21 protein-coding genes are annotated in these 25,868 nt (G+C 33.0%); all 21 read left to right on the plus strand.

The genetic code is table 11. The annotated features are described in order from the left end of the window. The first annotated feature begins 1 nt into the window (after position 1). The 21 genes from BUB89_RS13930 to BUB89_RS14035 all read left to right on the plus strand — a co-directional run bounded on the left by BUB89_RS13930 (position 2) and on the right by BUB89_RS14035 (position 25,866). Positions 2-1,477 (plus strand): hypothetical protein, encoded by a 1,476-nt coding sequence (locus tag BUB89_RS13930; protein WP_073246052.1) that lies wholly within the window; start codon positions 2-4, stop codon positions 1,475-1,477. Further along, positions 1,478-2,551, plus strand: coding sequence for a glycosyltransferase family 2 protein (locus tag BUB89_RS13935; RefSeq protein WP_073246054.1), 1,074 nt, complete (start codon positions 1,478-1,480; stop codon positions 2,549-2,551). It abuts the gene before it with no gap. A gap of 103 nt (positions 2,552-2,654) precedes the next feature. Then, a complete protein-coding gene (locus BUB89_RS13940) occupies positions 2,655-3,785 on the plus strand; it encodes a glycosyltransferase (RefSeq protein WP_073246056.1) in 1,131 nt (376 codons plus the stop codon). Between the two features lies 1 nt (position 3,786). Beyond that, positions 3,787-4,992, plus strand: a complete 1,206-nt coding sequence (locus BUB89_RS13945) for a hypothetical protein (RefSeq protein WP_073246058.1) — start codon at positions 3,787-3,789, stop codon at positions 4,990-4,992. Beyond that, positions 4,992-5,816: a polysaccharide pyruvyl transferase family protein gene (locus tag BUB89_RS13950; protein ID WP_073246060.1), complete on the plus strand. Its 825-nt coding sequence runs from the start codon at positions 4,992-4,994 to the stop codon at positions 5,814-5,816. The genes BUB89_RS13945 and BUB89_RS13950 overlap by 1 nt, the downstream gene beginning before the upstream one ends. Before the next feature lie 313 nt (positions 5,817-6,129). Continuing rightward, positions 6,130-7,287, plus strand: coding sequence for an acylneuraminate cytidylyltransferase (locus BUB89_RS13955; protein ID WP_073246061.1), 1,158 nt, complete (start codon positions 6,130-6,132; stop codon positions 7,285-7,287). A 333-nt stretch (positions 7,288-7,620) separates the two neighbouring features. Beyond that, on the plus strand, positions 7,621-7,947 hold the full coding sequence (locus tag BUB89_RS13960; RefSeq protein ID WP_073246063.1) for a GIY-YIG nuclease family protein: 327 nt from the start codon (positions 7,621-7,623) through the stop codon (positions 7,945-7,947). A 921-nt stretch (positions 7,948-8,868) separates the two neighbouring features. Next, complete coding sequence (locus tag BUB89_RS13965; protein WP_073246064.1) at positions 8,869-9,744, plus strand: N-acetylneuraminate synthase family protein; 876 nt, start codon at positions 8,869-8,871, stop codon at positions 9,742-9,744. Positions 9,745-10,176: 432 nt separating this feature from the next. Continuing rightward, a complete protein-coding gene (locus BUB89_RS13970) occupies positions 10,177-10,524 on the plus strand; it encodes a GIY-YIG nuclease family protein (protein ID WP_073246066.1) in 348 nt (115 codons plus the stop codon). A 189-nt stretch (positions 10,525-10,713) separates the two neighbouring features. Then, positions 10,714-12,123, plus strand: a complete 1,410-nt coding sequence (locus BUB89_RS13975; protein ID WP_073246068.1) for a CDP-glycerol glycerophosphotransferase family protein — start codon at positions 10,714-10,716, stop codon at positions 12,121-12,123. A 230-nt stretch (positions 12,124-12,353) separates the two neighbouring features. Continuing rightward, on the plus strand, positions 12,354-13,787 hold the full coding sequence (locus tag BUB89_RS13980; protein ID WP_073246070.1) for an MBOAT family O-acyltransferase: 1,434 nt from the start codon (positions 12,354-12,356) through the stop codon (positions 13,785-13,787). Positions 13,788-14,085: 298 nt separating this feature from the next. Continuing rightward, positions 14,086-14,985 carry a hypothetical protein gene (locus BUB89_RS13985; protein ID WP_073246071.1) on the plus strand — a complete coding sequence of 300 codons (900 nt, stop codon included), beginning with the start codon at positions 14,086-14,088 and terminating at the stop codon, positions 14,983-14,985. 135 nt (positions 14,986-15,120) lie between these two features. Beyond that, positions 15,121-16,272: a glycosyltransferase family 4 protein gene (locus BUB89_RS13990; RefSeq protein ID WP_073246073.1), complete on the plus strand. Its 1,152-nt coding sequence runs from the start codon at positions 15,121-15,123 to the stop codon at positions 16,270-16,272. A gap of 81 nt (positions 16,273-16,353) precedes the next feature. Continuing rightward, positions 16,354-17,901 (plus strand): glycosyltransferase family 2 protein, encoded by a 1,548-nt coding sequence (locus BUB89_RS14000; protein ID WP_073246076.1) that lies wholly within the window; start codon positions 16,354-16,356, stop codon positions 17,899-17,901. After that, on the plus strand, positions 17,891-18,748 hold the full coding sequence (locus tag BUB89_RS14005; protein ID WP_073246078.1) for an FkbM family methyltransferase: 858 nt from the start codon (positions 17,891-17,893) through the stop codon (positions 18,746-18,748). Before BUB89_RS14000 ends, BUB89_RS14005 begins: the two co-directional genes overlap by 11 nt. Beyond that, positions 18,742-19,764 carry a hypothetical protein gene (locus BUB89_RS14010; protein WP_073246080.1) on the plus strand — a complete coding sequence of 341 codons (1,023 nt, stop codon included), beginning with the start codon at positions 18,742-18,744 and terminating at the stop codon, positions 19,762-19,764. The genes BUB89_RS14005 and BUB89_RS14010 overlap by 7 nt, the downstream gene beginning before the upstream one ends. After that, on the plus strand, positions 19,761-20,762 hold the full coding sequence (locus BUB89_RS14015; protein WP_073246082.1) for a glycosyltransferase family 2 protein: 1,002 nt from the start codon (positions 19,761-19,763) through the stop codon (positions 20,760-20,762). The genes BUB89_RS14010 and BUB89_RS14015 overlap by 4 nt, the downstream gene beginning before the upstream one ends. Further along, positions 20,759-21,880 (plus strand): glycosyltransferase family 4 protein, encoded by a 1,122-nt coding sequence (locus BUB89_RS14020; RefSeq protein WP_073246084.1) that lies wholly within the window; start codon positions 20,759-20,761, stop codon positions 21,878-21,880. The genes BUB89_RS14015 and BUB89_RS14020 overlap by 4 nt, the downstream gene beginning before the upstream one ends. After that, positions 21,877-22,965: a glycosyltransferase gene (locus BUB89_RS14025; RefSeq protein ID WP_073246086.1), complete on the plus strand. Its 1,089-nt coding sequence runs from the start codon at positions 21,877-21,879 to the stop codon at positions 22,963-22,965. The genes BUB89_RS14020 and BUB89_RS14025 overlap by 4 nt, the downstream gene beginning before the upstream one ends. After that, positions 22,958-24,304, plus strand: coding sequence for an O-antigen ligase family protein (locus tag BUB89_RS14030; protein ID WP_073246088.1), 1,347 nt, complete (start codon positions 22,958-22,960; stop codon positions 24,302-24,304). The genes BUB89_RS14025 and BUB89_RS14030 overlap by 8 nt, the downstream gene beginning before the upstream one ends. A gap of 170 nt (positions 24,305-24,474) precedes the next feature. Next, positions 24,475-25,866: an exopolysaccharide biosynthesis polyprenyl glycosylphosphotransferase gene (locus BUB89_RS14035; RefSeq protein ID WP_073246090.1), complete on the plus strand. Its 1,392-nt coding sequence runs from the start codon at positions 24,475-24,477 to the stop codon at positions 25,864-25,866. The last annotated feature ends 2 nt before the right edge of the window (positions 25,867-25,868 follow it).

Below are 25,868 nucleotides of genomic sequence, written 5' to 3' on the forward strand. Positions count from 1 at the left end.
TATGAATACACATTTACTCATTAAGCAAAAAATTTTGTTTTTAGAACAAAGTTTTGATGTTGATAAATGGAATGTAAATGGTATTCATATATGGCCTTATATTCGAATTAAATTATACTTTCTTTTATTAACAAATCTAAATGATGAAGATAAAATAAAATGCCAAGAGCAATCTTCAGTTGTAAAAAGAAGGTCTTTTTATGTATTAAAAAAAGTTCAACTTGTTTTTAGTTTAATTATTTGTTTTTTTAAAAATGAACTTTTTTTCTTTAGATTAATGCCTAAAAAAGTAATTTTTTTTGGTTCACATATTCATCGGGTGAAACATAAAGAATATTATTTTAATCGTTTTTTTGATTCAATGGTGGATTCTCATAATTTACAAGACTTGGTATATATGGTAGAGCATCAAAAAGTTTATGATGTCAATTTTAATCAAAAAGCAATTATTTCTTTAGTACAAAAGCTTAAAGATTTTACGATGATACAGAAGCTTAAAGATAGATTTAAAAAAAAGAATCTTGATGTTTATTTAGAGGATTATAATGTTTTTTTAGAGCTATTAAGTAAAGAGATTCCTAATGTTCAATCATTGAGTATATCAGAAAATGATATGATACGATGGACTAAAAAGATTAAGACGTTAGATGTTTTTTATACCAGAATGTTTTCTAAGGTTAAACCTGAAAAAATTATTTTTCCGGGTTATTATGCTTGGGATAATTTATATGCAGCTGTTTTTACAGCGAATAAGTTAAAAATAAGGACTATTGATTTCCAGCATGGTCCCCAAACAAATGTGCATATGGTTTTTTCTTCATGGACAAAAATTCCTGATAGAGGCTATGGTATAATGCCAACTGAATATTGGACATGGGATGAAAATTCAAAGATAAATATTGATAAATGGGCTCAGAAAACTTCAAATGTTATTTCAAAAATAGTTGGGCAACCCTATTTGGAATATTGGAAGCAAAAAAACAAAGATCTTGTTGAAGAAAAAAAGATAGTGTTATATAGTTTACAATTAATGCCTCTTACACAAATGTTAAGTGATATTATAATAGCATTAATTATTAATTCTCCTAAACATTGGAAAATTAGATTGCATCCCAGAAATGAGTTTGATAAAAGGGATATTGAAGAATACTTGGATTCAAAAGGAGTTAAACGCTCATCATATAGTATTCATGACTCAAAGGAATGTCCACTTCCAGAGGTTTTGACTACAACACATCTTCATGTTACTGCGTTTTCAGGTTGTTTAATAGAAGCTAAAATGATGGGGATTCCTTCTGTGATTATTAATAGGGTAGGTAAAGAAATTTATAAAGATTATATTGACAATGAATTAGTTTTTTATCTAAATCAAGATGAAATCGATTTTAAAGATAATTTTTATAAATTAATAGAAAAAAATGATATGACTATTTTAGTAATTGCAAGGAATAGTATTGTAAATCCAATTTTAACATAAATGATAACCCTAGTCTTAACCAATCGCAATCGCGATTTACGAATCGTCAAAAACTGCCTCCAATCGTTGCAGCAACAAACGAATAATAATTTCGTAGTGTTTTTGGTAGATTATGGTTCGGATACAGCCTATCAATTGCAATTAGTACAATTAGTACAGGAGTATCCTCAAATTCAGTATATCGAATGTCCGGTTCAGGGGCAGCTTTGGCACAAATGTCGTGCTATCAATATGGCTTTGCAACAAACAACCACACCTTATTTTATTGTGGGCGATATCGATTTAATTTTTGCTCCTGACTTCATTAAAAAAGCTACTGAATTGGCAAAACCAGATACAGTACATTATTTTCAGTATGGTTTTTTATCGCAACAAGAGTCTTTTTTAAATAAGGATTTTAATTCGTATCAAATTGCCTTTAAAGGAAATGAAGAGGTTACAGGAACGACTTTATTTCCTACCGTAAAGTTAAAAGAATTACGAGGATATGATGAGTTTTATCATGGTTGGGGAGCTGAGGATACTGATGTTCATATCCGTATGAAAAATGCAGGCTTAAAAGTAATTTTTTATGACAAGGAAATTCTGCTCAAACACCAATGGCATCCTAAAGTGTATCGAAGCAAGCAAAGTACACATCCTTTTCACTCGCTTTTAGAACGTATTAATCACGTCTATATGTTGCAAACGCAAAGCACAAAAAGAACTGTAGTGAATCAAAATCAGGATTGGGGTAAAATAGCCCTTTTGAGCGATTATGAAATACTTACTAAAGTAGATTATGTGTTGCAATTGAAAGCCACAGTACTCGAAGTCAATGCGGTGCTAGCCCAAATGGCTAATTTTAGGGATGAGTTAATCTACTTAGAAATAACAGCCGTGTCAGGAGTGGAAAAAGTAAAAAACCAATTAAAAATAATAGTAGGAAAAAAATATCAGCCTGTTTATGATATGGATACAGTCAATAATCTGTTATTAGAAACTATTATCAAGCAGTACAGAAATAATCCCTATGACTATAGTTTTAATCGTCAAAAAAATATTATTCAATTCAAAATGTATTTTCAATCCTGAAAGGAAGGTACAAAAGTATTATTGTTCAGGCTTTAGTTCCAGTGGGGTTTTAGAAAATTTATTTAGAACTATTTTATCAAAAAACAACAATTAGCAGCTATATATGAAAATACTAATGGTTTCTATGCCATCACTTCATTTCTTTAGATGGACAAGCCAACTTCAGGGCTCCGGTCATGAAGTCTACTGGTTTGATATTACCGGAATGAGTACGCCAGTAGAACGAATCCATTGGGTAAAACAAAAAACTGCATGGAAATTGAGATGGAATTATCCGGGACGTATTTTTGTTAAATCCAAAATTCCTAAAATTTATCATTGGATTCAAAGTATAAATGAAAGGAATACCGCTAAAGTATTTGAAGAGTATCTTAACGAAATCAAACCTGATGTAGTGCATAGTTTTGCTTTGCATATATCTTGTAAACCCATTGTTGAGGTGATGAAAAGATATAAGAAAGTCAAATGGATTTATTCTTCATGGGGAAGTGATTTATATGCAAGAAGAGAAAATATAAATGGGAAAAAAGTTATTGAACAAGTACTACCTTTAATTGATTATCTGTTTACAGATTGCAATAGAGATTATGAAATAGCCAAACAACACGGGTTTCAGGGAAGTTTTCTAGGCGTTTTCCCTGGAGGTGGTGGTTATGATGTAAAAATGTTCAAATTGAATGCTATTCCTTTTGAAAATAGAAAAATAATTTTGGTTAAAGGATATCAAGGAAAGCATGGGAAATGTATAGAAGTATTGAATATATTAGCTTTAATAAAAAAAGATTTATTAAACTATCAAGTGGTTGTTTTTGGAGCAGATAATGAAGTTGTTACACATATAAAAGAAGAGTTATTTTTATATGATGGTCTTGATATTCTAATCAAAGAACGAATTAATCATCAAGAAGTTTTGGCTTTAATGGGAGCTGCTAAATTTTACATTGGTTATAGTGAATCAGACGGTATTCCTAATACACTACTTGAAGCCATAGTAGCAGGTTGTATTCCGTTACAGTCTAATCCGGGAGGGGCTACGGCAGAAGTAATCACAGATAAGTTTAATGGTATTTTACTAGAACTAGATCAAATGAAAAATCAAATTTTAGAAGCTTTACATACAATAGATTTTAGCAAAGGGTTGAAATTTAATGAGGAAGTGTTAACACCTAAATTAACCTTTGATTTTATAAAAACAAAGGTTTGTATTGCGTATAAAGAAATCATCAAAGTTTAGTATGAAAATCTATCCGCCAAAATTAAAAGAAGTTGGAAATAAAATAATCCTGATTTCTGATTTCGAAACCGATACTTATTCCAATTCACTTTGGTATGAATTTGATATAGAATATAAAAAACATCTAGTAACAGAGCAATCGGATGCTTTTGTAGTTGGATTATTGTTATTAGCTTTCAAATTAAAAGAGGATATTTACATAGAAGGCTCCATTTCTGCAAGATTGAAGTACCAATTAAATTATTATTTAATCCCAGCTTTGTGCATTGCATTTAAAGAGTTTAATAAGATTCAAGTTTTTTCAGAAGAAGAGAGTGAATTAATTCTTTCAAATGACAATTGTCAGTCTGCAACTGGAATTTCTTGTGGTGTTGATTCTTTGGCAACTTTAATGGAACATGAAAAAATGAAAGGGCTGCTAGCTATTTCTCATTTGACCTATTTGAATGCAGGTTCTCATAGTGATTTTGGCAGTGTATTTGGACGAGAATTATTTGATGAAAAATATAGGAAAATTGTAGAATTTGGAAAAGAGATAAATAAATCAGTCATTAAGATTGACACTAATTTGAGTGAATTGCTACAAATGCGGTTTATTACAAGTCATACTTTAAGAAATATTTCTTGTATTCTTAATTTACAGAAGCTTTTCAAATCCTATTATTATGCTTCGGCTTTTAGGTTTGATCAATTTGAAATTAATAGTAGAATTTCAGATTTGTATGATTTATTGACTTTGCAAATGGTTAGTACAGAGTCTGTTCGGTTTTATTCTAGTCTTTCGGATAAAACAAGAGAAGAAAGAACAAGATTAATTTCAAAATACCAGATAGCTTTTGATTACTTGGATGTTTGCGTTGATCCAAAATCAGCTAAGGGGAAAATAAATTGTTCTAAATGTTCTAAATGTATGCGAACTCAAATTACCTTAGATGTTTTTGGAAGTTTAAATTTTTTCAATAATGTTTTTGATATGGAGGTTTATCAAAGACACAAGAATAAATACATCAGCGGCTTGATAGTAAATAAAAAGCGGAGCAAAATGGATAAAAATGTTTGGAATTTATTGGTTCAAAATAACTATAAGATTACTTTTCTTCATTTTGCAGTTGCTTGGATGATAATATTAGAAGAAAAAACAAACAATTTGAAGAAATTTGTTAAAAGTTTGTTATTGAAAAAAAAGAAATATAAAACATTCAAATAATGAAATTCTCAAATACAATCCGCCTGTTTTGGTGGAATGAAAAAATAATACAAGGTAAAGCTAAAGAGAATTATGGAGACTTGTTAGGTAAGTATCTTGTAGAAAAAATATCGGGAAAAATTGTGGTTTTTGCCTGGCCTAAAAAGTGGTCTGTTTTAGATTATTTTATATCCATTTATGTAACTGTTGGAAGTATTTTAACCCATGTAAATCACAAGTGTATTGTGTGGGGTAGTGGGATTATTAGTAAAGACTATCCAATAAAAAGAGCAACATTTTTGGCAGTAAGAGGACCGCAAACCCGAAAATTTTTAGTAGAATCAGGCTATGATGTTCCTGAAATTTATGGAGATCCCGCCTTATTATTACCGCGATATTTTGCGCCAAAAACAGAAAAGAAATATAAGTATGGGATTGTACCTCATTATAATGATTATAAAATCGTGTCAAATTGGTTTCAGGATAATCCCGAAATCCATTTGATAGATATGATGACTACAGATGTTGAATCTAAAACGATTGAATTCTTACAATGCGAAAGGATAGTTTCCTCCTCCTTACACGGAATCATTGTAGCTCATGCGTATGGAATACCGGCAGTATGGCAAAAATTTTCCAATAAAGTTTTTGGTGACGATATCAAGTACCAGGATTATCTGGAATCGGTACAACTGGATTTTTATAAACCGGAAATACAAGAAGTGGTTTATACAAAAGAACAATTAGAACAATTGTTTGTAATTTATCCTGATTTACCCAAACCGGAAGTACTGGAATCATTAAGAAACGGATTGATGAAGGTTTGTCCTTTTAAAGCAATCTAAAATAAGCTTGATTGTGGATGTCTGATTTCTTAAAGGTGTGTTTTATTGAAACAATTTCTGTTTTTAAATGACAATTACCCTATTGTCAGACTGAGCTCGTCGAAGTACTGTATATCTTTTTTAAATTAATATATCTAAATAGCCTTCGGCAAGTTGAGACAGAAAGTCCTGCTTTCTTAAAAGATGTTATTTAGTTTTGAAATCTCGAGTTAAGTTAAATAATCTGTGAAAATCAGTGTGATCTGCGGTAAAAAAAAAGTGAATTAGCTACTTCAAAATACTATATTTGTTTTAAGTTCGATAAAATAAAAAAATGAAAAAAACAGCCATCATACCACTACGAAAAGAATCCAAAGGAATTCCCGGGAAAAACAAAAAGAAAATGTTGGGACGACCTTTGTTTTCGTGGGTACTAACTGAAGCTGTTTTTTCAAATCTGGATGAAGTATATGTATTTACAGATGATCAGGAAATTATAGACTACATCCATAAAGAATACCATTGGACATCTAAAGTAAAAACACTTTTGCGTTCAGCAGAAAATGCTACAGATACCGCTTCTACCGAAAGTGCGATGCTGGAATTTACAGCACAGCTTCAAAATAGTTTTGAAATCCTTTGCTTATTGCAGGCCACTTCGCCTATGACTATAGCTGCAGATATCAATGCAGTTTTAGATAAAATAGAGATTGAAAAATACGACTCGGCACTCACCGTAGTCAATAGCCACCGTTTTACTTGGAATACCGATGGAACTCCGCAAAATTATGATGTGTTTAATCGCCCCAGACGCCAGGATTTTGAAGGGCTGCTAATTGAAAACGGAGCCGTATATGCAACCACCACACCAGCTTTTGTGGAAACAAAAAACCGTGTGAGCGGAAAGATTGGTCTGGTACCCATGGGCGAAAGTACTTTAGTAGAAATAGATTCGGTGACCGATTGGAAAATAGTAGAAGAACTCCTGGCTGCCCGTCTTAAAAAAGCTAAAAAACACCAGCGGATAGATTATTTGGTTTTAGATGTAGATGGCGTTTTTACGGATGGAAAAGTAGCCTACTCGACTGAAGGTGAATTAACGAAAGTATTTGACATGCGGGACGGAATGGGACTGGAAATACTACGTCAGAATCAGGTAGAAGTAGTAGTAATCACCTCTGAAAATTCAGCTCTGGTTGCCCAAAGGATGCAAAAACTCCAAATAGAATATACTTTTTTAGTAGTAAAAGACAAATATGCTTTTCTGCAATATTTTGCTAAGGATAGAAATACCAGTTTTGCAGCAATGGCATACATAGGAGACGATGTCAATGATTTGGCTAATATTTGCAGTGTAGGTTGGTCTTTCGCACCCGCAAATGCCACTGAAATAGCCAGACAAAATGCAGATTATCTGCTGACAAATAAATCCGCTGAAGGAGCCATCCGGGAAGCCTGCGAATGGATTATCAAATATAATGAAAGGTATTGATCTCACCATTGTCACACTGAGCTTGTCGAAGTGCTTTTGTAACATTCCAATGTCTTCGACAAGCTCAGACTGACAGTTGTATAAGTAGTGAATAGTATAAGAAATCATACTGTTTTCAAACTGAGCCTGTCGAAGTCTCCTAAAATGTAATCCAACTGTCACACTGAGCCTGTCGAAGTGTTTTTATAACATTCCAATGTCTTCGACAAGCTCAGACTGACAGTTGTATAAGTAGTGAATAGAATAAGAAATTCCACCATTGTCACACTGAGCCTGTCGAAGTGCTTGTTAAAACTAACATAGTGTAAATATGTAGCCCTAAACTCCAAACAAATGAAAACATATTTTGTCTATATTTTAAAATGTGCGGATGAATCCTTTTATACAGGAATGACAAATAATTTAGAAAGAAGATGCTATGAACACAATATAGGGATTGATATCGAGGCCTATACTTTTAAGAGAAGACCAGTAGAGTTAGTTTGGTTTGAAATGTTTACTGATCCTACGCAAGCTATTGTAATTGAAAAGAAAATAAAAGGTTGGAGTAGAAGAAAAAAACAAGCATTAATTGATGAAGATTGGGATAAATTAGTAAGATATTCAAAAAATTACACTGAGTATGGAAAAGATGACGAGTCTTCGACAAGCTCAGACTGACAACAGGACAAGTAGTGAATAGAACAAGAAATTCCACCATTGTCACACGGAGCCTGTAGAAGTGCTTTTGTAATATTCCAATGTCTTCGACAAGCTCAGACTGACAGTTGTATAAGTAGTGAATAGTATAAGAAATTCCACCATTGTCACACTGAGCCTGTCGAAAAGTGTTTTTGGAACATTTCAATGTCTTTGACAATCTCAGACTGACAACAGGGCAAGTAGCGAATAGAATAAGAAATTCCACTATTGTCACACTGAGCCTGTCGAAGTGCTTTTGCAACTTTCCAATGTCTTCGACAAGCTCAGACTGACAACAGTACAAATAGCTAATAGAGTAAGAAATTTCGCTATTGTCATACTGAACCTGTCGAAGTGCATTTATAACTTCCCAATGTCTTCGACAAGCTCAGATTGACAGCTGCATAAGTAGCGAATAGAATATGTAATCCACTATTGTCACACTGAGCCTGTCTAAGTGCTTTTGTAATATTCCAATGTCTTCGACAAGCTCAGACTGACAGTTGTATAAGTAGTGAATAGTATAAGAAATTCCACCATTGTCACACTGAGCCTGTCGAAGTGCATTTATAACTTCCCAATGTCTTTGACAAGCTTAGACTGACAACAGTACAAATGGCTAATAGAGTAAGAAATTCCACTATTGTCACACTGAACCTGTCGAAGTGCATTTATAACTTCCCAATGTTTTTGACAAGCTTAGACTGACAACAGTACAAGTAGTGAGTAGAATAAGAAATTCCACCATTGTCACACTGAGCCTGTCGAAGTGCTTGTGCAACTTTCCAATGTCTTTAAGAAGTCCAGAATAAGTAGTGAAAGAAGTAAATCGAATAATATCGCTTTATATTATTTTTATAAAATAAATTTAATTTTATTTGTTGTACCAAAATGAACTAAATGAACCACTATAAAAAACCTTATGTCATTGCCGAAATCGGATGTAATCACAAAGGAGAGATGGAAATAGCTAAAGAATTGATCAAAATAGCTAAGATATTCTGCAATGCGGATGCTGTGAAATTCCAAAAAAGAAACAATAAAGAATTATTGACTGAAGCACAATACAATGCCCCTCATCCCAACAGTTCTAATGCTTATGGCGCAACTTATGGTGAACATCGTGAATATCTGGAATTTGATATTCAACAACACAGTGAATTAAAAAAATACTGTGAGTCAATAGGAATAACTTATTCAACTTCAGTTTGGGACACAACCTCAGCAAGAGAAATTGCTTCTTTGAATCCGGAGTTTATTAAAATACCTTCGGCCTGTAATAATAATTATCAAATGCTGTCCTGGCTTTGCGAAAATTATCAGGGCGAAATTCATATTTCCACAGGAATGACTACCAAAGAGGAAACCGAAGATTTAGTGCGTTTTTTTATTGAAAAGAAACGGAATCAGGATTTGGTATTGTACAATTGTACTTCGGGTTATCCGGTACCTTTTGAAGATGTTTGCCTGTTAGATATCAATTTGTTACAACAAAAATATGCCGACAAAGTGAAGCACATTGGTTTCTCAGGGCATCATTTGGGTATCGCAATAGATATAGCTGCTTATACTTTAGGAGCAAATATCATCGAAAGACATTATACCTTAGACAGAACCTGGAAAGGAACTGATCATGCCGCTTCCTTAGAACCTATGGGCTTGCGTAAATTAAGTCGCGATTTAAGTGCCGTTTATTCGGCTTTGACATTCAAATCTACAGATATTTTACCCATTGAGCAGGTACAAAGAGAGAAGTTGAAGAATCAGAAAGGGTAAATAGTCAAATAGTGTCATTTCGACCACAGGGAGAAATAACATAAAGATATTCCACAAAGAGAGAAGATAAAAGTATTTACAATTCGTTGTATTTAATATAATCATCGAAATGAAATGCAGGATGTGATTCCTCCTGCGTCGGAATGACACACTGGGAGAGTTTTGTCATTTCGACCAGAGGGAGAAATCACATAAAGATATTCCACAAAGAGAGAAGATAAAAGTATTTACAATTTATTGTATTAAATATAATCATCGAAATGAAATGCAGGATGCGATTCCTCCTGCGTCGGAATGACACCTAGATGTTTTTTTATTTAGAGTACACGGAGAAATCACATAAAATATTTTATAAAACAAGAAAAATTCCCTACTGGAAAGTAATTTTAGTATATTCGATTTATTTTCAATGTATTAAAAGTTAATTGGTCTATGTATGAGCTAAACCAGGGATACCATACTTATTATGTCTATATAATTACAAATAGTTATAGAAGTACTTTTTATATTGGAATGACCAATAATTTGAAACAACGACTACAACAACATCATCAGAATATAGTAGACAGTAATAAAACTTTTGCCGCTAAATATAATATTGAATTTCTAGTTTATTATGAAAAACATACTTGGGTACATCAAGCAATTCTTCGAGAGAAAGAATTAAAAAGTTGGAGAAGAGAAAAGAAATTAGAATTGATACGGTCTTTCAATTCAGATTTTGAGTTTTTAAATGATAGATTTAAAAGTAGGGATGCGATTCCTCCTGCGTCGGAATGACACACTAGGAGGGTTTTGTCATTTAGACCAAACGGAGAAATCACATAAAGTAGAGGCCATGGTGTTCCTATTATTTTAGAACGCTATCATATTACATTTTGTTATTTTGTTTTTTTCTAAAAATAAAAACCAATATATCCCCAATACCCTTATTTTTGTTCCAATTTTTTAAAACACTTTTCATAGTAAATGACAAACAAAAAAATCCTCGTTTTTTTTCCTGACGGTGTAGGACTACGCAATTTTGCTTTTACAAAGTTTAAGGAAATTGGCGAACAAAGAGGAAACCAAATTATATATTGGAATAATACTGCTTTTCAATTAAAAGAAGAGCTAGGGTTTGAAGAGATCAAAATTCGAACTCAAAGGATTCACCCGTTGACACCATTATTTTGCCGGATTAGAAAACACATTGAACTGAATGTAGCAACTAAAAAGCTTGCTGATGCTGTTTACCAAACCTATAAATTCCCATTTAATTATAACGGAATAAAAAACACGCAGATGACGCTTTTTATCAGATTGTTAATAAGTTTTAATTCTTCCGAAAAAGGAATTCTCCGTATCCGAAAGCGCATTAATAAACTCGAACGGTCCACTGCAAAATACCGATATTGTAAAGCCCAATTGCAAGAAATCAAACCCGATTTGGTTTTTTGTACAACCCAGCGTGCTACTCAGTCTATAGGAGCCTTACTGGCAGCTCAGGATTTAGGGATTCCCACGCTTACTTTTGTGTATTCCTGGGACAATGTGCCTAAGGCGATGCAGCTGGTAGAAACCGATTACTATTGTGTTTGGAGCGATTTAATGAAAAAGGAAATGCTGCAATACTATCCTTTCATCAAAGAAAATCAATTAATTGTTACCGGAACACCTCAGTTTGAACCGCATTACGATACTTCTTTATTGCAAAGCAGAGCTGAATTTTGCTCTGAATATAATTTAGACACCGGAAAAAAATACATTTGTTTTTCGGGTGATGACGAGACCACTTCTCCTTTGGACCAATATTATCTGGAAGATTTAGCAAATGCTGTTCGGGTTTTGAATTCTAAAGGATATAATTTAGGCATCATTTATAGAAAATGTCCTGTAGATACAACTCACAGGTATGATGAAGTAATCGAAGCCCATAAAGATATGATTACAGTTATTGATCCGCTATGGAAGGCGATGGGCAAACAATGGAACGAAGTTTTTCCAACTAAAGCCGATTTGAAATTATTGCACAATGTCTGTGCACATTCGGAGTTGGTTACCAATGTTTGTTCGTCCACCGTATTTGATTTTGTGGCACATAATAAACCTTGTATATATTATAATTATGAGCAGCCTCAATTAAAAAAGGGAATTCGGGATATAGGACAAAATTACAACTATGTTCATTTTAGAAGTATGCCAAGTTCGGAAGCGGCTATTTTTTGTACCGATAAAAACCACTTAGAAAGTCAGATTGAAGCTGTCCTTAAAGGTAATTTGTCGAATGTTCCCGAAGGAAAAAAATGGTATAAAATTGTGGCTGGCGAAACTCCAATTCAGGCTTCAGAAAAAATTTGGAATGCTATTGATAAGATTGTTAATCAAAATAATTATTAAAAGGTTTCTTTATCTGAGAAACAATTTCATTATAATGGTCTTCGACAGGCTCAGACTGACATTAGAGTAATATTTTCAATACTGTTATCCCGAGCTTGTCGAGGGATAAACCTCTAACCTCTAACCTCTAACCTCTAACCTCTAACCTCTAACCTCTAACCTCTAACCTCTAACCTCTAACCTCTAACCTCTAACCTCTAACCTCTAACTTCTAACTTCTAACTTCAAAAATGTTCTTCAATTCCTTAAGCTTTGCCATATTCCTGCCCATAGTATTTGTCTTATATTGGTTTGTGTGCAATAAAAACAAAACCACACAAAACACTTTATTAATAATTGCCAGTTATTATTTCTATTCCTGTTGGGACTGGCGATTTTTATTTTTATTGGTTTTTTCCACATTTTTAGATTATTACACGGGAATCCGAATTGAAAAAAGCCGGAAAGAAAGCGGTCGCAAATTCTGGTTTTGGCTGAGTATTGGAATCAATTTGGGCTTTTTAGGATTGTTCAAATACTACAATTTCTTCGCTGCTTCTTTTGCTGAGCTAATGCAGGGTTTTGGTTTGAAAACTTCTCCGTTTTTATTGGATGTGGTGTTACCGGTTGGTATTTCGTTCTATACTTTTCACGGTCTGTCTTATGTAATTGATATTTATTACAAAAGAATCAAAGCCGAATATAATTTTGTAGATTATTCACTGTTTGTGAGTTATTTTCCGCTTTTGGTAGCAGGACCTATCGAAAGAGCAACTCATTTATTACCTCAGGTCAAAGTAAAACGAGAATTTGATTTTGGCAGAGCCAAAGAAGGAATTTACCAAATGCTCTGGGGCTTATTTAAAAAAGTAGTAATTGCAGATACCTGTGCCACTTATGCCAATGCCATTTTTGATCATTATGAAACAATGAATTCGCTTTCATTAGTTTTAGGTTCTGTATATTTTGCTTTCCAAATTTATGGTGATTTTTCAGGTTATTCAGATATGGCTTTGGGAATGTCAAAACTCTTCGGAATCGATTTACTTAAAAACTTTAATTACCCGTATTTCTCTCGAGATATAGCCGAATTCTGGCGTCGTTGGCATATTTCTTTGTCTTCCTGGTTTCGTGATTATTTATATATTCCGCTGGGAGGAAGCAAGGGCGGACTCTGGATGAAAATCAGAAACACATTTATTATCTTTTTAGTCAGTGGTTTTTGGCATGGTGCTAATTGGACGTATGTTGCCTGGGGATTCATCAACGCGCTGTATTTTTTACCCTTACTTTTAAGCAAATCCAACCGAAATAATTTGGATACCGTTGTTTTAGATAAAAGCTGGAATTCCGTTAAGACAATAACAAGTATCTTAATCACTTTTGTACTGACTTGTCTGGCCTGGATTTTTTTCAGGGCAAAAACCATCACCGATGCCGTTTTGTATATCAATAATATGTTTACAAACAATCATTATACCTCGCAATATCTAACAAATGAAAGATACAATTACGAATTAATTATCTTGGTATTAGTATTTGTTATTGTCGAATGGAACAATCGCACTAAAGTAGAACCGATCTCAGGCAAATATCAAACTATCAAATTAGCTTTTTGCTTAGCGGCCATAATAACCTTGGGAACCTATTCAGATTACAAGGAATTTATTTATTTTCAGTTTTAAGATGATCATAAGTTTCGTCACGTGTATTTTGTATTGTCCTTAGCTTCTGCAGTCGAGTGTCAAATGTTTGAAGAATACGTAAAAAGAAAAGCTGTTTGAGCGTAGCGAGTTCTTTTCTTTTAGTATTCGAAAACTTATTTGACCGACGAAGAAGTGTTAGACTTGAAATCGAAGATTCATGAATACCGAAAAACAATAAGAATGCATGAATATTTTTTTGTTTCTTTTTTGATCAAGCAAAAAAGAAAGAGGGTTTGCAAATTTAAGACAACATCCATTAAAAATTGAAATTTAAAAAATGAAAAAATTTTTACTCTTCACAATAAAAACAATCTTTATAATAATTCTGCTTGCAGTATTGCTGGATTACAGCTATACCTCCATTTACTTAAAAAGCAGTAATCGCAACAAAATAGAATATGTTTACAACTCTCAACCACAAAATTACGATGTAGTAATTCTGGGATCTTCACGTGCTAATAACCATTTTGTAAGTGAAATGTTTGAACAAAAAGGCTTGAAAACTTATAATTATGGCATGAGTGGGGGACATTTATTTGAAGCTTCTTTAATGTTAAAATTAATGCTGGAACGTAATTATAAAATAAAGAATATCATTTTAGAAACCGATTTGAATTTGTCCAATGAGCATCAGGCCGAAGGTGTGGCTGCAAGATATTTACCTTATTTTCATGTTTCCGAAACAGTAAGAAAACATTTCGAAAAAGAATCTGATTTCAAAGAACTCTATTACATACCTTTTTATCGTTATATAAAATACGAAACGAGAATTGGCTTTAGAGAAGTATTTTTTGGTTTGATTAATAAAAAATCAAAGTTATTAGATCATGGAGGATATTATTCATTAGGCAATAAAAAAGGGAATATGAAAAACGACATCAGCACCTTAAAGCCCTTAAAAAATAAATATTACGAAGAAATCAAGCAACTCTGCAGGCAGCATAATATTAACTTAATTGCAGTAATGACGCCCATGTGTGAGAATACCAAAGGGATGAATTATTTCGACAAAGTTAAAAAAAGCTATCCCGAAATTCACAATTATGAAAACACAGTAATTGAAGATAAGTATTTCTCTTCCTGTGGGCATATGAATGATGCAGGAGCAAGAATGTTTACAGCTAAAATTATAGAAGATTTTTTTAATAAGCAGTCAAATATCCAAACCTCATTTTAAGAATCGAATACTTATAGTCGAATTTTCTTTTGGAAAGAAAAAATTGAGCTGGGTTAAAAGTGAATTTAAAGTTTATTAGCTTAATTCTTCTTTTACAACTAAGTTTCATATACTTGTTACAGAAAAATAACTCTTATGCATATTGCCTTTTTAACTCCTGAATATCCTCATACTCAAGTAACGCATGCAGCGGGTATTGGTACCAGTATCAAAAACCTGACTACTGCATTAGTTACTGAAGGAATTGCTGTTACAGTATTCATTTACGGTCAAAAAACTCAGGAAATAATTAACGAAAATGGCATTAGCATCCATTTAATTAAAAATAAAAAGTACAGCTTTTTAGGCTGGTATTTTCATCGAAAATATATCGAAAGTTATTGTAATTCGATCATAAAAAAAGAGAAAGTTGATTTGCTTGAAGCTCCCGACTGGACAGGTATTACAGCTTTTATGAAGTTCAAAATTCCACTGATAATCCGTTTTCATGGTAGTGACACTTATTTTTGCCATTTGGAAGAACGTCCACAGAAAATAAAAAATTTTTGGTTCGAAAAGTTAGCAATCTCCGCAGCTGATGCTTTTATAGCTCCTACCACTTTTGCAGGCGAAGTATCGAAGCAACTTTTTAAAATAAAAAATAAAACGATCCGAACCATACATCACGGACTGGATTTAGCGCAATTTGACAACAAAACTCCGGCACAATTTGAGACCGGATTGATACTCTATGTGGGAACAATAATCCGAAAAAAAGGGGTGTTTGAATTACCGGCTATTTTTGCAGCAGTACGTCAAAAAAATCCAAATGCTCAATTAGTCTTAATAGGTAATGATTCGGCGGATATTCAGACACATTCCTCTTCTACCTGGAATTTAGTAGCAGCACTTTTTTCGAGAGATGATATGAAGAACGTAAGCTATTTAGGAAAGAAACCCTATGCAGAAGTGCAGGAGTATATCAAAAAAGCGCATGTTTGCGTGTTTCCTACCTTTGCTGAAACTTTAGGTATGGTAACTATAGAGGCAATGGCAATGCAAAAAGCGGTTGTGAATTCTAATATTGGCTGGTCAAAAGAATTAATTACAGATGGTGAAAGTGGCTTTTTAGTGCATCCGACTAATCATCAATTGTATGCAGATAAAATTATTGAGTTGTTACAAAATAATAGTTTATGCCACCAGATAGGAACGCAGGCGAGGACAAGAATCGAAGCAAAATTTGATATAAAAAATATCGTAAAAGAAAATATCGAATTCTATCAGCAAATGATTAATAAAGAATAAAGAATAAAGAATAAAGAATAAAGAATAAAGAATAAAGAATAAAGAATAAATTGCAACTAAAAAACAAAGGACTAATCCATTATGATTGTAGTTTACCATAAAAGCAATAAAATTCTGAAAGTGATGAGGAATCAGGAAGATTTATCTTTTTCATCTGATACTATTGCATCGGTTTTGCTAAGACTTTCTCAGTCTTTTCCTCAGGATTGGCTGGTATGGTGTCATTTGGACTTACACCCCTATTTAGATTTGTCTAATTTTGAATCCATTTTTCATCATCATAAAATCATGGCTTCTTACAGTAATGGCACACGCAATTATATTCCGGATGCTATTGGTTATGTTGAAGAATCTCCTTTTATTAAAGTAAATAAAAAAGTAAGTTATCCCACATGGCTCATGAGTAGTGATGCTGGCGGAATTTATGCTTCGGTTCTAAATAGTTTGGGGAGCAAAATAAAGCCGGAAGCTAATTTTGAATATTTTTTGAATTCTGTGGCCAAATCAGGAATGCCGGAAGGGCTTTTTTGTTATTCAGAACCACGGCTGTTAAAACACAATCAACAAGAAATACAACGTAAATGGGCAAACAATTATAGCTTGTTTCGTTTTGTAAAACAGCATTACAAAAAACGCTGGTTGCTGTTGTTGTTTCTAAATCTGTTCCTTTTTGAAAAACGATTTCTAATACTTCCTTTGGGCTATACTCTGTTTTTTAGAAGCAGAAAAAAAATCAAATTAAATTTAGATGTTGTTAAGGTACATTCGACATTAAAAATTACAGATAAAAAGACAATTGATGTAATTATTCCCACCATTGGAAGAAAAAAATACCTCTATGATGTTTTACAAGATTTAGCGAAACAAACGCATTTGCCCGAAAAGGTCATCATTGTAGAGCAAAATCCTTTAGCAGAAAGTATTTCCGAATTAGATTATCTTACAACGGAAACCTGGCCGTTTACCATTAAACATATCTTTACCCATCAGGCAGGAGCCTGTAATGCCCGTAATGTAGCATTGGCTGAAGTTGAAAGTGAATGGGTGTTTTTAGCAGATGATGATATTAGGTTTGATATTGATTTTTTTAAAAAAGTAATTAATAAGATAAATAAATACGGAATTTCAGTTTTGACTACTTCTTGTTTGCAACCTGATGAAATTCAACACTATAAAATGGTTCATCAGTCTGGGATTTTTGGTTCAGGGAATAGTTTTGTTAAAGCAACTTCTTTGTCAGCCGTAAGTTTTGATAAAGCATTGGAGTTTGGTTATGGTGAGGATACTGATTTTGGGTTGCAGCTGCGCAATCAGGGATTTGATGTGATTTATTTCCCTGATTTAAGAATCACTCATCTAAAGGCACCCATGGGCGGTTTCAGAATCAAAATTAAAAAACAATGGGAGGATGATGCGATTCAGCCGAAACCATCACCAACTATTTTGTATGTATTGCAAAAGCATTATACAGCCCCACAATTAAGAAGTTATAAATTAGTATTGTTTTTAAAATTATTAAAACACGAATCTTTAGCCAATTATTTTATTTTTTATAAAAACTTTCAAAAAAAATGGGATAGGAGTGTTTACTGGGTAGATAAAATAACAAAAAAGCAAAATGAAAGTTAAGTATGTTTTTGATAAAATAAGTAAAAGATTTATAAGTTTTAAACATCATCCACTTACAAAGCAGAATCCTTCAAAAGCTTTATTTAGATATGTTAAGTTTAATTTTATTCAATATATATACAATAAACCAAGAGTTTACGATTGGATCGATGGACTAAAATTTTATGCACAAAAAGGTGATGCCGGCATTGTAGCGAATATATATTTTAGACTTTTTGATTATGAAGAATCAATGTTTTTGATTCATAATTTAAAAGAAAATGAATTATTTGTAGATATTGGAGCCAATGTTGGGCATTTTTCATTATTAGCTGCAGGAATTTGTAAAGCTCAGGTTATTGCTTTTGAACCTATTCCTTTAACTTTTAATAAATTAAAGAAAAATATAGATTTAAATAAATTATCAGAAAAAGTTAGTCTTTTTAAAATTGGTATTGGAGAAGAAAACTCCCTTTTAAATTTTACAACAACAAAAGATGTGATGAATGGTGTTGCAATGGAATATGAAACAGAGGTAGTAAGTGTTGAAGTAAAAAAATTAGATGATATTCCAACAGTTAAAAATGCGACTTTTTTAAAAATAGATGTAGAAGGATATGAATTTTTTGTCCTTAAAGGAGCATCAAAAGTATTAAAAAGTGAGGAACTGAAATTTATAATAATCGAGTTAAATTTTTCCACCTTGAAATTTGGACATACAAGTGAAGAAATTTTTAGATATTTATCATCATTTGGTTTTATCCCTATTTCTTATGATACTAAAAATAAAGAAATGATACGGTTAGAAAGTTTTAATTCAAATAAATTCAATACTATTTTTGTTAAGAAAGATTTTTTTAAATGCTAAAACTCTACACAGATCAAAACTATCTAATTCCTGAAAACAGAAGAATTGTTTTTCCTTTGCTATTTGATTTATGGTATTCGCCAAACCAAAATCTGTTAGAAAAATATGAGCTAGTTACAGATATCGAAGATGCAGATATAGTAATTGTCCCAGTTGATATAGCTTTTTTTCATCGAAATAATAAACATCAAGAATTAAATAATTTTATAACAGGAGCATTGAATCATAATAAAAAAGTATGGCAATACTCAGCAGGAGATTATGGCAAAACCAGTGATAATGCAGTTTATACCTTTAGGTTAGGAGGTTTCGATTCAAAACTGAATGCTAATACTTTTATCCTGCCTTCATTTATTACAGATCCCTATACAAAAATCCCACAAAGTTTTAGTTCGTTGGTTAAGGAAGAACAGCCTCGAATAGGCTTTGTAGGGCATGCTTCTAATGGATGGAGTAAAAAAATAAAAGAATATTTAGGTTATATCATCTATAATTACAAGCGTTGGACTAAGAAAGTCGATACCGATTACCAACCTTTTTATCCTTCTGCTATAAAACGTTTTCGGTTGTTGTCAGTATTACAAAAAAGCCCTGATGTACAAACCGATTTTATTTTCAGAAAGCAATACAGAGCAGGTTCTAAAACTGAGGAAGAAAAGAATAAAACAGCAATAGTCTTTCTGGAAAATATAGCACGCAATCCTTATACTTTTTGTATGCGAGGAGCGGGAAATTTTTCGGTTCGGTTTTATGAAACATTAGCAATGGGACGTATTCCTTTAGTTGTGGATACCGATTTTAGATTACCTTTAGACAAAAATATTAACTGGTCTCAGCATTGTATCATTGCTAAAGAACAGCAGATAGAAAAAGCTTTAATCGACTTTCATCAAAAAATCAGTGCCGAAGATTTTGAATTCATGCAGCAAAATAACCGAAAATTATGGCAAATTTATTTAGAGAGAGAAGCCTACTTTTTAAAAATCTATTCCATTTTTAATACAGCATCCGAATGAGATTTTCGTTAATTATCTGTACCTATATGCGTCCCGAATCTTTACTTCGATTGTTACAATCGGTTCAGGAGCAAACACTTTATCCCAATGAAATTTTAATCGTTGATGGTTCAATAAATAACGATACAACACTAGTTTTAGAACAGAATAGATTTCAAAATTTATATTATTTTTTGGTTTCGAAAGAAAATAGAGGTTTGACTAAACAACGAAATTTTGGAATAACTAAGGTAGCTGATTCTTCTGAAATTGTTTGCTTTCTGGATGACGATACAGTTTTAGAAACAGATTATTTTGAAGAAATTATAAAAACTTTTAAAATAAAAAATGAAGCTATAGGTGTTGGAGGCATAGCTATTAATGGATACAAATGGAAGTTACAGAATCCAACTGTTTTATATAATAAAAATCGATACTATTGTTTTGAAAACCATGTATACAAAGAAGGGTTACGTAATGTTGTCCGAAATTATTTGGGTTTAGCATCAAATCTTCCCTCTGGACGAATGCCTGACTTTTCACACGGAAGAACCTCTGGTTTTCCTATGACAGGAAAGACATACGAAGTCGATTTGTTAATAGGAATGTCTATGGCATTTAGGAAATCAGTTTTTAAAAATATTCAATTTTCTAAATTTTTTGAAGGCTATGGTCTATATGAAGATGCAGATTTTTCTTTAAGAGCTTTAAGTTTTGGGAAAAATTATTGCAATACGAACGCGCAACTTTCTCATTTTCATGCAGCATCAGGAAGACCTAATCAGTATCAGTATGGGAAAATGGTTGTTAGAAATGGATGGTATGTGTGGCGGGTTAAAAATCCCAATCCGGTATTAAAAGATAAAATTAAGTGGTACGCTATTACACTACTTTTGACAATCATCCGATTTAGTAATATATTTACAGGAATTGATAAAATGAAAGCGTTTACAGAAGCGTTAGGAAGAACTATTGGTGTAATGAGTTTGTTTTTTAGTAAACCAAAGGTTAAAGAATGAAAATTGCAATTATTACCCATGTTGTACATACTAAGAGCGATAACAGGTATTTTGCTTATGCACCTTATGTGCGCGAAATGAACATGTGGTTGAAATATGCGGATGAGTTAATCGTGGTAGCCCCAATAATTCCTGATGCATCAACTGCAATTGATGATTTTTACAAACACCAGAATATTGATTTTAGAAAGGTTTCTAATTTTAGCATGACGAGTTTTAAAAACGGATTAGCTGCTGTTTTTAAATTTCCTAAAATTATTTTCGAAATTTTCAAAGCCATGCAACAAGCTGATCATATTCATCTTAGATGTCCCGGAAACATGGGATTACTGGCTTGCATCCTACAAATATTTTTCCCATCTAAACCCAAGACAGCTAAATATGCCGGAAATTGGGATCCAAAAGCAAAACAACCATGGAGCTATAAGTTACAAAAATGGATTTTGAACAACACTTTCCTTACTCGAAATATGACGGTCTTAGTATATGGAGAATGGAAAAATCAGTCTGAAAATATAAAGCCTTTTTTTACAGCCACTTATTCAGAAAAAGAAAAAGAAGCCATTCAAAAAACAATACATCCGGAAGAAACAATCAGGATGTTATTTATAGGGAGCTTAGTAGAGGGTAAAAATCCCATGTATGCCATACAATTATTGGAACAAATAAAAAAAAGCAACCAATATATAGTTTTAGAAATCTATGGAGAAGGAAAACTTCGGCAAGAATTAGAAAACTATATTGAAGTCAATAATTTGAAAGAAGATATTATTTTACACGGCAATCAAAATCAGGACATTATTAAAAAAGCCTACCAGCAAAGTCATTTTGTTGTTTTGCCCTCTAAAAGTGAAGGTTGGCCAAAGGCAATTGCCGAAGGAATGTTCTGGGGCTGCGTACCGCTGGCAACAGCAGTTTCCTGTGTTCCGGATATGTTAGCACAGGGAAAACGGGGCATTTTTCTTCAAATGGAGGTTGAAAAAGATGCGGCTACTGTAAATAATTTAATTAATAATCCGGCTGATTTTGAAAAGAAAAGCAGTGCAGCATTACAATGGTCTCAAAAATATACCTTAGATTATTTTGAAGCAGAAATCCAAAAATTACTGCAACCATGAGAGTAGTGCAACTGATAGATTCCTTAGAAGCAGGTGGTGCCGAACGCATGGCGGTAAATTATGCCAATGCACTTGCTGACGAAATAGCATTTTCTGCCTTAGTGACAACCCGTAAAGAAGGAATTCTGAAAAAGCAAATAAGTAATAAAACCAACTATTTGTTTTTAAATAAAAAAAGCAAGGTAGATATAAAAGCAGTTTTTAAACTCCGAAAATATCTGCTTAAAAATAAAGTACAAATCATTCAGGCACATAGTTCTTCTTTCTTTTTAGCAGTTTTAGTCAAATTAAGTTTGCCTAGGGTAAAAATAATATGGCACGATCATTATGGGAATAGTGAGTTTTTAGAGAAAAGACCCAAAGCTTTTCTGTTGTTGGCTAAGTATTTTTTTAGTGGTATAATTGCAGTGAACGAAAAACTTAAAACCTGGTCACACGAACAATTGCATTTTAAAAATGTAATTTATTTACCTAATTTCGCTCTTATTGAAAAAGGAGTAGGATATCAGCAGACTATTTTGGCAGGACAAGTTGGAAAACGTATTGTATGTCTGGCCAATTTGCGTCCGCAAAAAAATCATTTTTTGTTAACAGCAGTGGCTTCTATGTTGAAAGAATCGCATCCGGAATGGAGTTTCCATCTGATAGGTAAAAATTTTCAGGATTCCCATGCACATAGGCTGAAAGAAAATATCAAACAACAGCAATTAGAAAACCATGTTTTTTTATACGATTCCTGTTCAGATATTGCAGGAGTTTTAGAACAGGTGCAAATAGGGATTTTAACTTCTGATTCTGAAGGATTGCCGGTAGCTTTATTAGAATATGGACTCCATAAAAAGGCAGTAGTGCTTACGGATGTTGGTCAGGTTGCTGCAGTGATAGAAAACAATAATAACGGTTTTTTAGTCCCGTCAAACGATGTTATGCTGTTTTACAACCGATTAGTTGAATTGATAGAAAACGAGACGCTCCAGGAAACTTTTGCTAAACAGCTTCACGAGAAGGTTATGAAACATTTTTCGTCAAAAGCAGTTATTGGAAAATACCAGCATTGGATAAGAACAACAATTACAAATGAATAAATCAGAAATCAATTATATCAATCTGGCGCTCCTTCATGTGGGGCTGGCGTTTGTTGTTTTTTATATTCCTTTTTTGTCAAAAATATATCCGTTATTAGTTGCTGCTTTTGGAGGTTATTATATCATTTCTAATAATAATAAAAATAACGAAGTTTTATATGTCTCCGCATATTTAGTAGGGGCAGAGGTTTTTATAAGAATGTCAGGCGGGAATTTAAATTACGAATATGTCAAAACGGTAGTAGCTTTATTGATGCTTTTGGGTTTTGTATTAAGTGGTTTTTCAAAAAGCAGTATAGTGTATTGGTTGTACTTTTTGTTGTTAATTCCATCGGTTTTAGTAACGATGAGTAATCAGGAGATAGATGTAGAAATCCGCAAAGCCATTACGTTTAATATTTCCGGTCCGGTATGCTTGGGGTTGTGTGCTTTGTATTGTTATAAAAGGCAGCTTACATTTAGTCAGTTACAAAATATCGTTGTTCTTTTTGGTTTACCGGTTGTTGCTACACTCGTTTATTTGCTGCTGTATAATCCCAGTGTTCGTGATGTGGTAACGGGAACCCAGTCTAATTTTGCAACCTCAGGAGGCTTTGGTCCTAATCAGGTAGCTACAATTTTAGGATTGGGAATGTTTGTATTCTTCTGTCAGTTGGTTTTTATGTCTAAATCAAAAATGATAGTGGCATTAAATGGTTTTCTTTTTGTTTTAACAAGTTACAGAGCTATCGTGACTTTTTCCAGAGGAGGCGTAATTACGGGTTTTGCAATGATTGTTTTGGTGCTTATTGCCGCTTATTTATTTAGTAATTCATCCGGAAAGAGAAAATTAAAATGGATTGTAGTTGTGAGCGGTATTCTTGCTTTTGCTATTTGGAGTTTTAGTGTGGTTCAAACCAGCGGATTGATTAACAAGAGGTATGCTAATCAGGATGCTGCCGGCCGGGAAAAGGAAGACCGTTTGGGAGGTCGTGAAGCGGTGATGGGAACAGAATTGGATCTTTTTAAAGAAAATCCTATTATGGGAGTTGGTATTGGTTTAGGGAAAATTTTCAGAGAACAGGAAATAGGGCAGGAAGTGGCTTCACACAATGAAATTACAAGATTATTAGCTGAACACGGTATGTTTGGGATCTTTATATTAGTTATTCTGTTGCTTACACCACTTATATTATTTATCAATAATTATCAGAATATTTATTTTTTCTCTTTTTATATTTTTTGGCTGTTAACCATTAATCATGCCGCTATGCGACTGGCAGCACCGGCATTTGTATATGCCTTAACCTTATTAAATATAAGAGTTAAACCCGTAGAAAGAGCAGGTAAAACAGCTTAAATATCTTAGGTTTTATTTTCTAAATAGTAGTTAAACTGAATTTAAAGTCATTAAAAGGATATGTTATCAGCCTGAGCAGATAGTTTGTAAACTTGTACTGAAATTATATTTAAAACTCATCAGAGTTGACAATTTTAAGGATAAGAGTTATATTGCTGACAAAAAAAAGAATGCTAAAAGATAAAATACATTTTGAGATTTCCGAAAGGAAAACTATTCTGCATCTTGTAGATGTAGGCTGTATCGTAGTGGCATTGTATGTTTTTGGGGATTTCTTTGATTTAACCTATTTAAAATCGACAGTTTCCAATATATTTCATTTGGCAGTTCTTGTTTTTTATCTAAAAGTTATTGGGACAATATTAGAATTTTATAATCTTCAGGTATCCAGTAATGAATTTCAGGTTATAAAAAGCACTATTTTAACAGTGACTACCACAGTTACCGCTTATTTGTTAACTCCGGTTTACACTCCTGAATTACCTACTAACAGGCTGCAAATTTTAGCATTTTTACTGGTTATTTTCTTTTCGTTACTTTTATGGCGTGTTTTTTATGTGCGGTTTTTGGCATCCAAAAGATTCCTTCAAAATGCCTTATTAATTTGTGATAACGATCAGCTGGAAGAACTTATTCTGGGATTGGAAAATATTGATCCGCATTATAAAATTATAGCCTACGTAAATGATTATCTGGTGATTAGTGAAAACGAGTTTCATTCTTATTTAGATGGTGTGAAAACAAAAGATTTACTTAGTTATGTGAAAGAAAAGCACATTACTGAAATTGTAATTGGTACTCAAAAACCCGAAAATATTACTACGGAACTCTACCAGCAATTGTTGAAATTATTAGAATCAGGGAAAGTAATCCGGGAATATTCTCAGGTCTATGAGGCAAAAACCCAGCGTATTCCGGTACAATATGTAGAACGGGATTTCTATCGTTTTTTCCCTTTCAGCCGTAGCAATCAAAACCGTCTGTATTTAGCTATTGTACGAATTTTGGAAATCATGCTTTCGGTTATTGGATTGTTAATCACGCTGGTGCTAATTCCGTTTATTTTTATTGTAAATGCTTTCGCAAACAGAGGAAGTTTGTTCTATACACAGGAACGAGTAGGGAAGGATGGTGAAATATTTAAGATTTTAAAGTTTCGTACTATGGTCGAAAATGCTGAAGCAGAAAAAGCTGTTTTTGCTACTTTTAATGACAACAGAATTACTGCTTTTGGGAAATTTATGAGAAAAACCAGAATGGACGAATTTCCTCAGTTTGCAAACATTTTAAAAGGAGAAATGGCGGTAATAGGACCACGCCCAGAACGTCCTTTCTTTGTGAAAGAAATTGCCGAAATAATGCCTTTTTATGAAACCAGACACGTTATTAAACCCGGACTTACCGGTTGGGCACAGGTAAATTACAGTTACGGGGAATCCATTGAAGAAAGTTTAATAAAGCTGCAGTATGATTTGTATTATATCAAGCACCGTAGTTTTTTCCTTGATTTCAGTATTACCTTAAAAACAATAACGACTGTTTTATTTTACCGAGGGCAATAATT

This window comes from Flavobacterium flevense, assembly GCF_900142775.1.
Taxonomy (GTDB): Bacteria; Bacteroidota; Bacteroidia; order Flavobacteriales; family Flavobacteriaceae; genus Flavobacterium; species Flavobacterium flevense.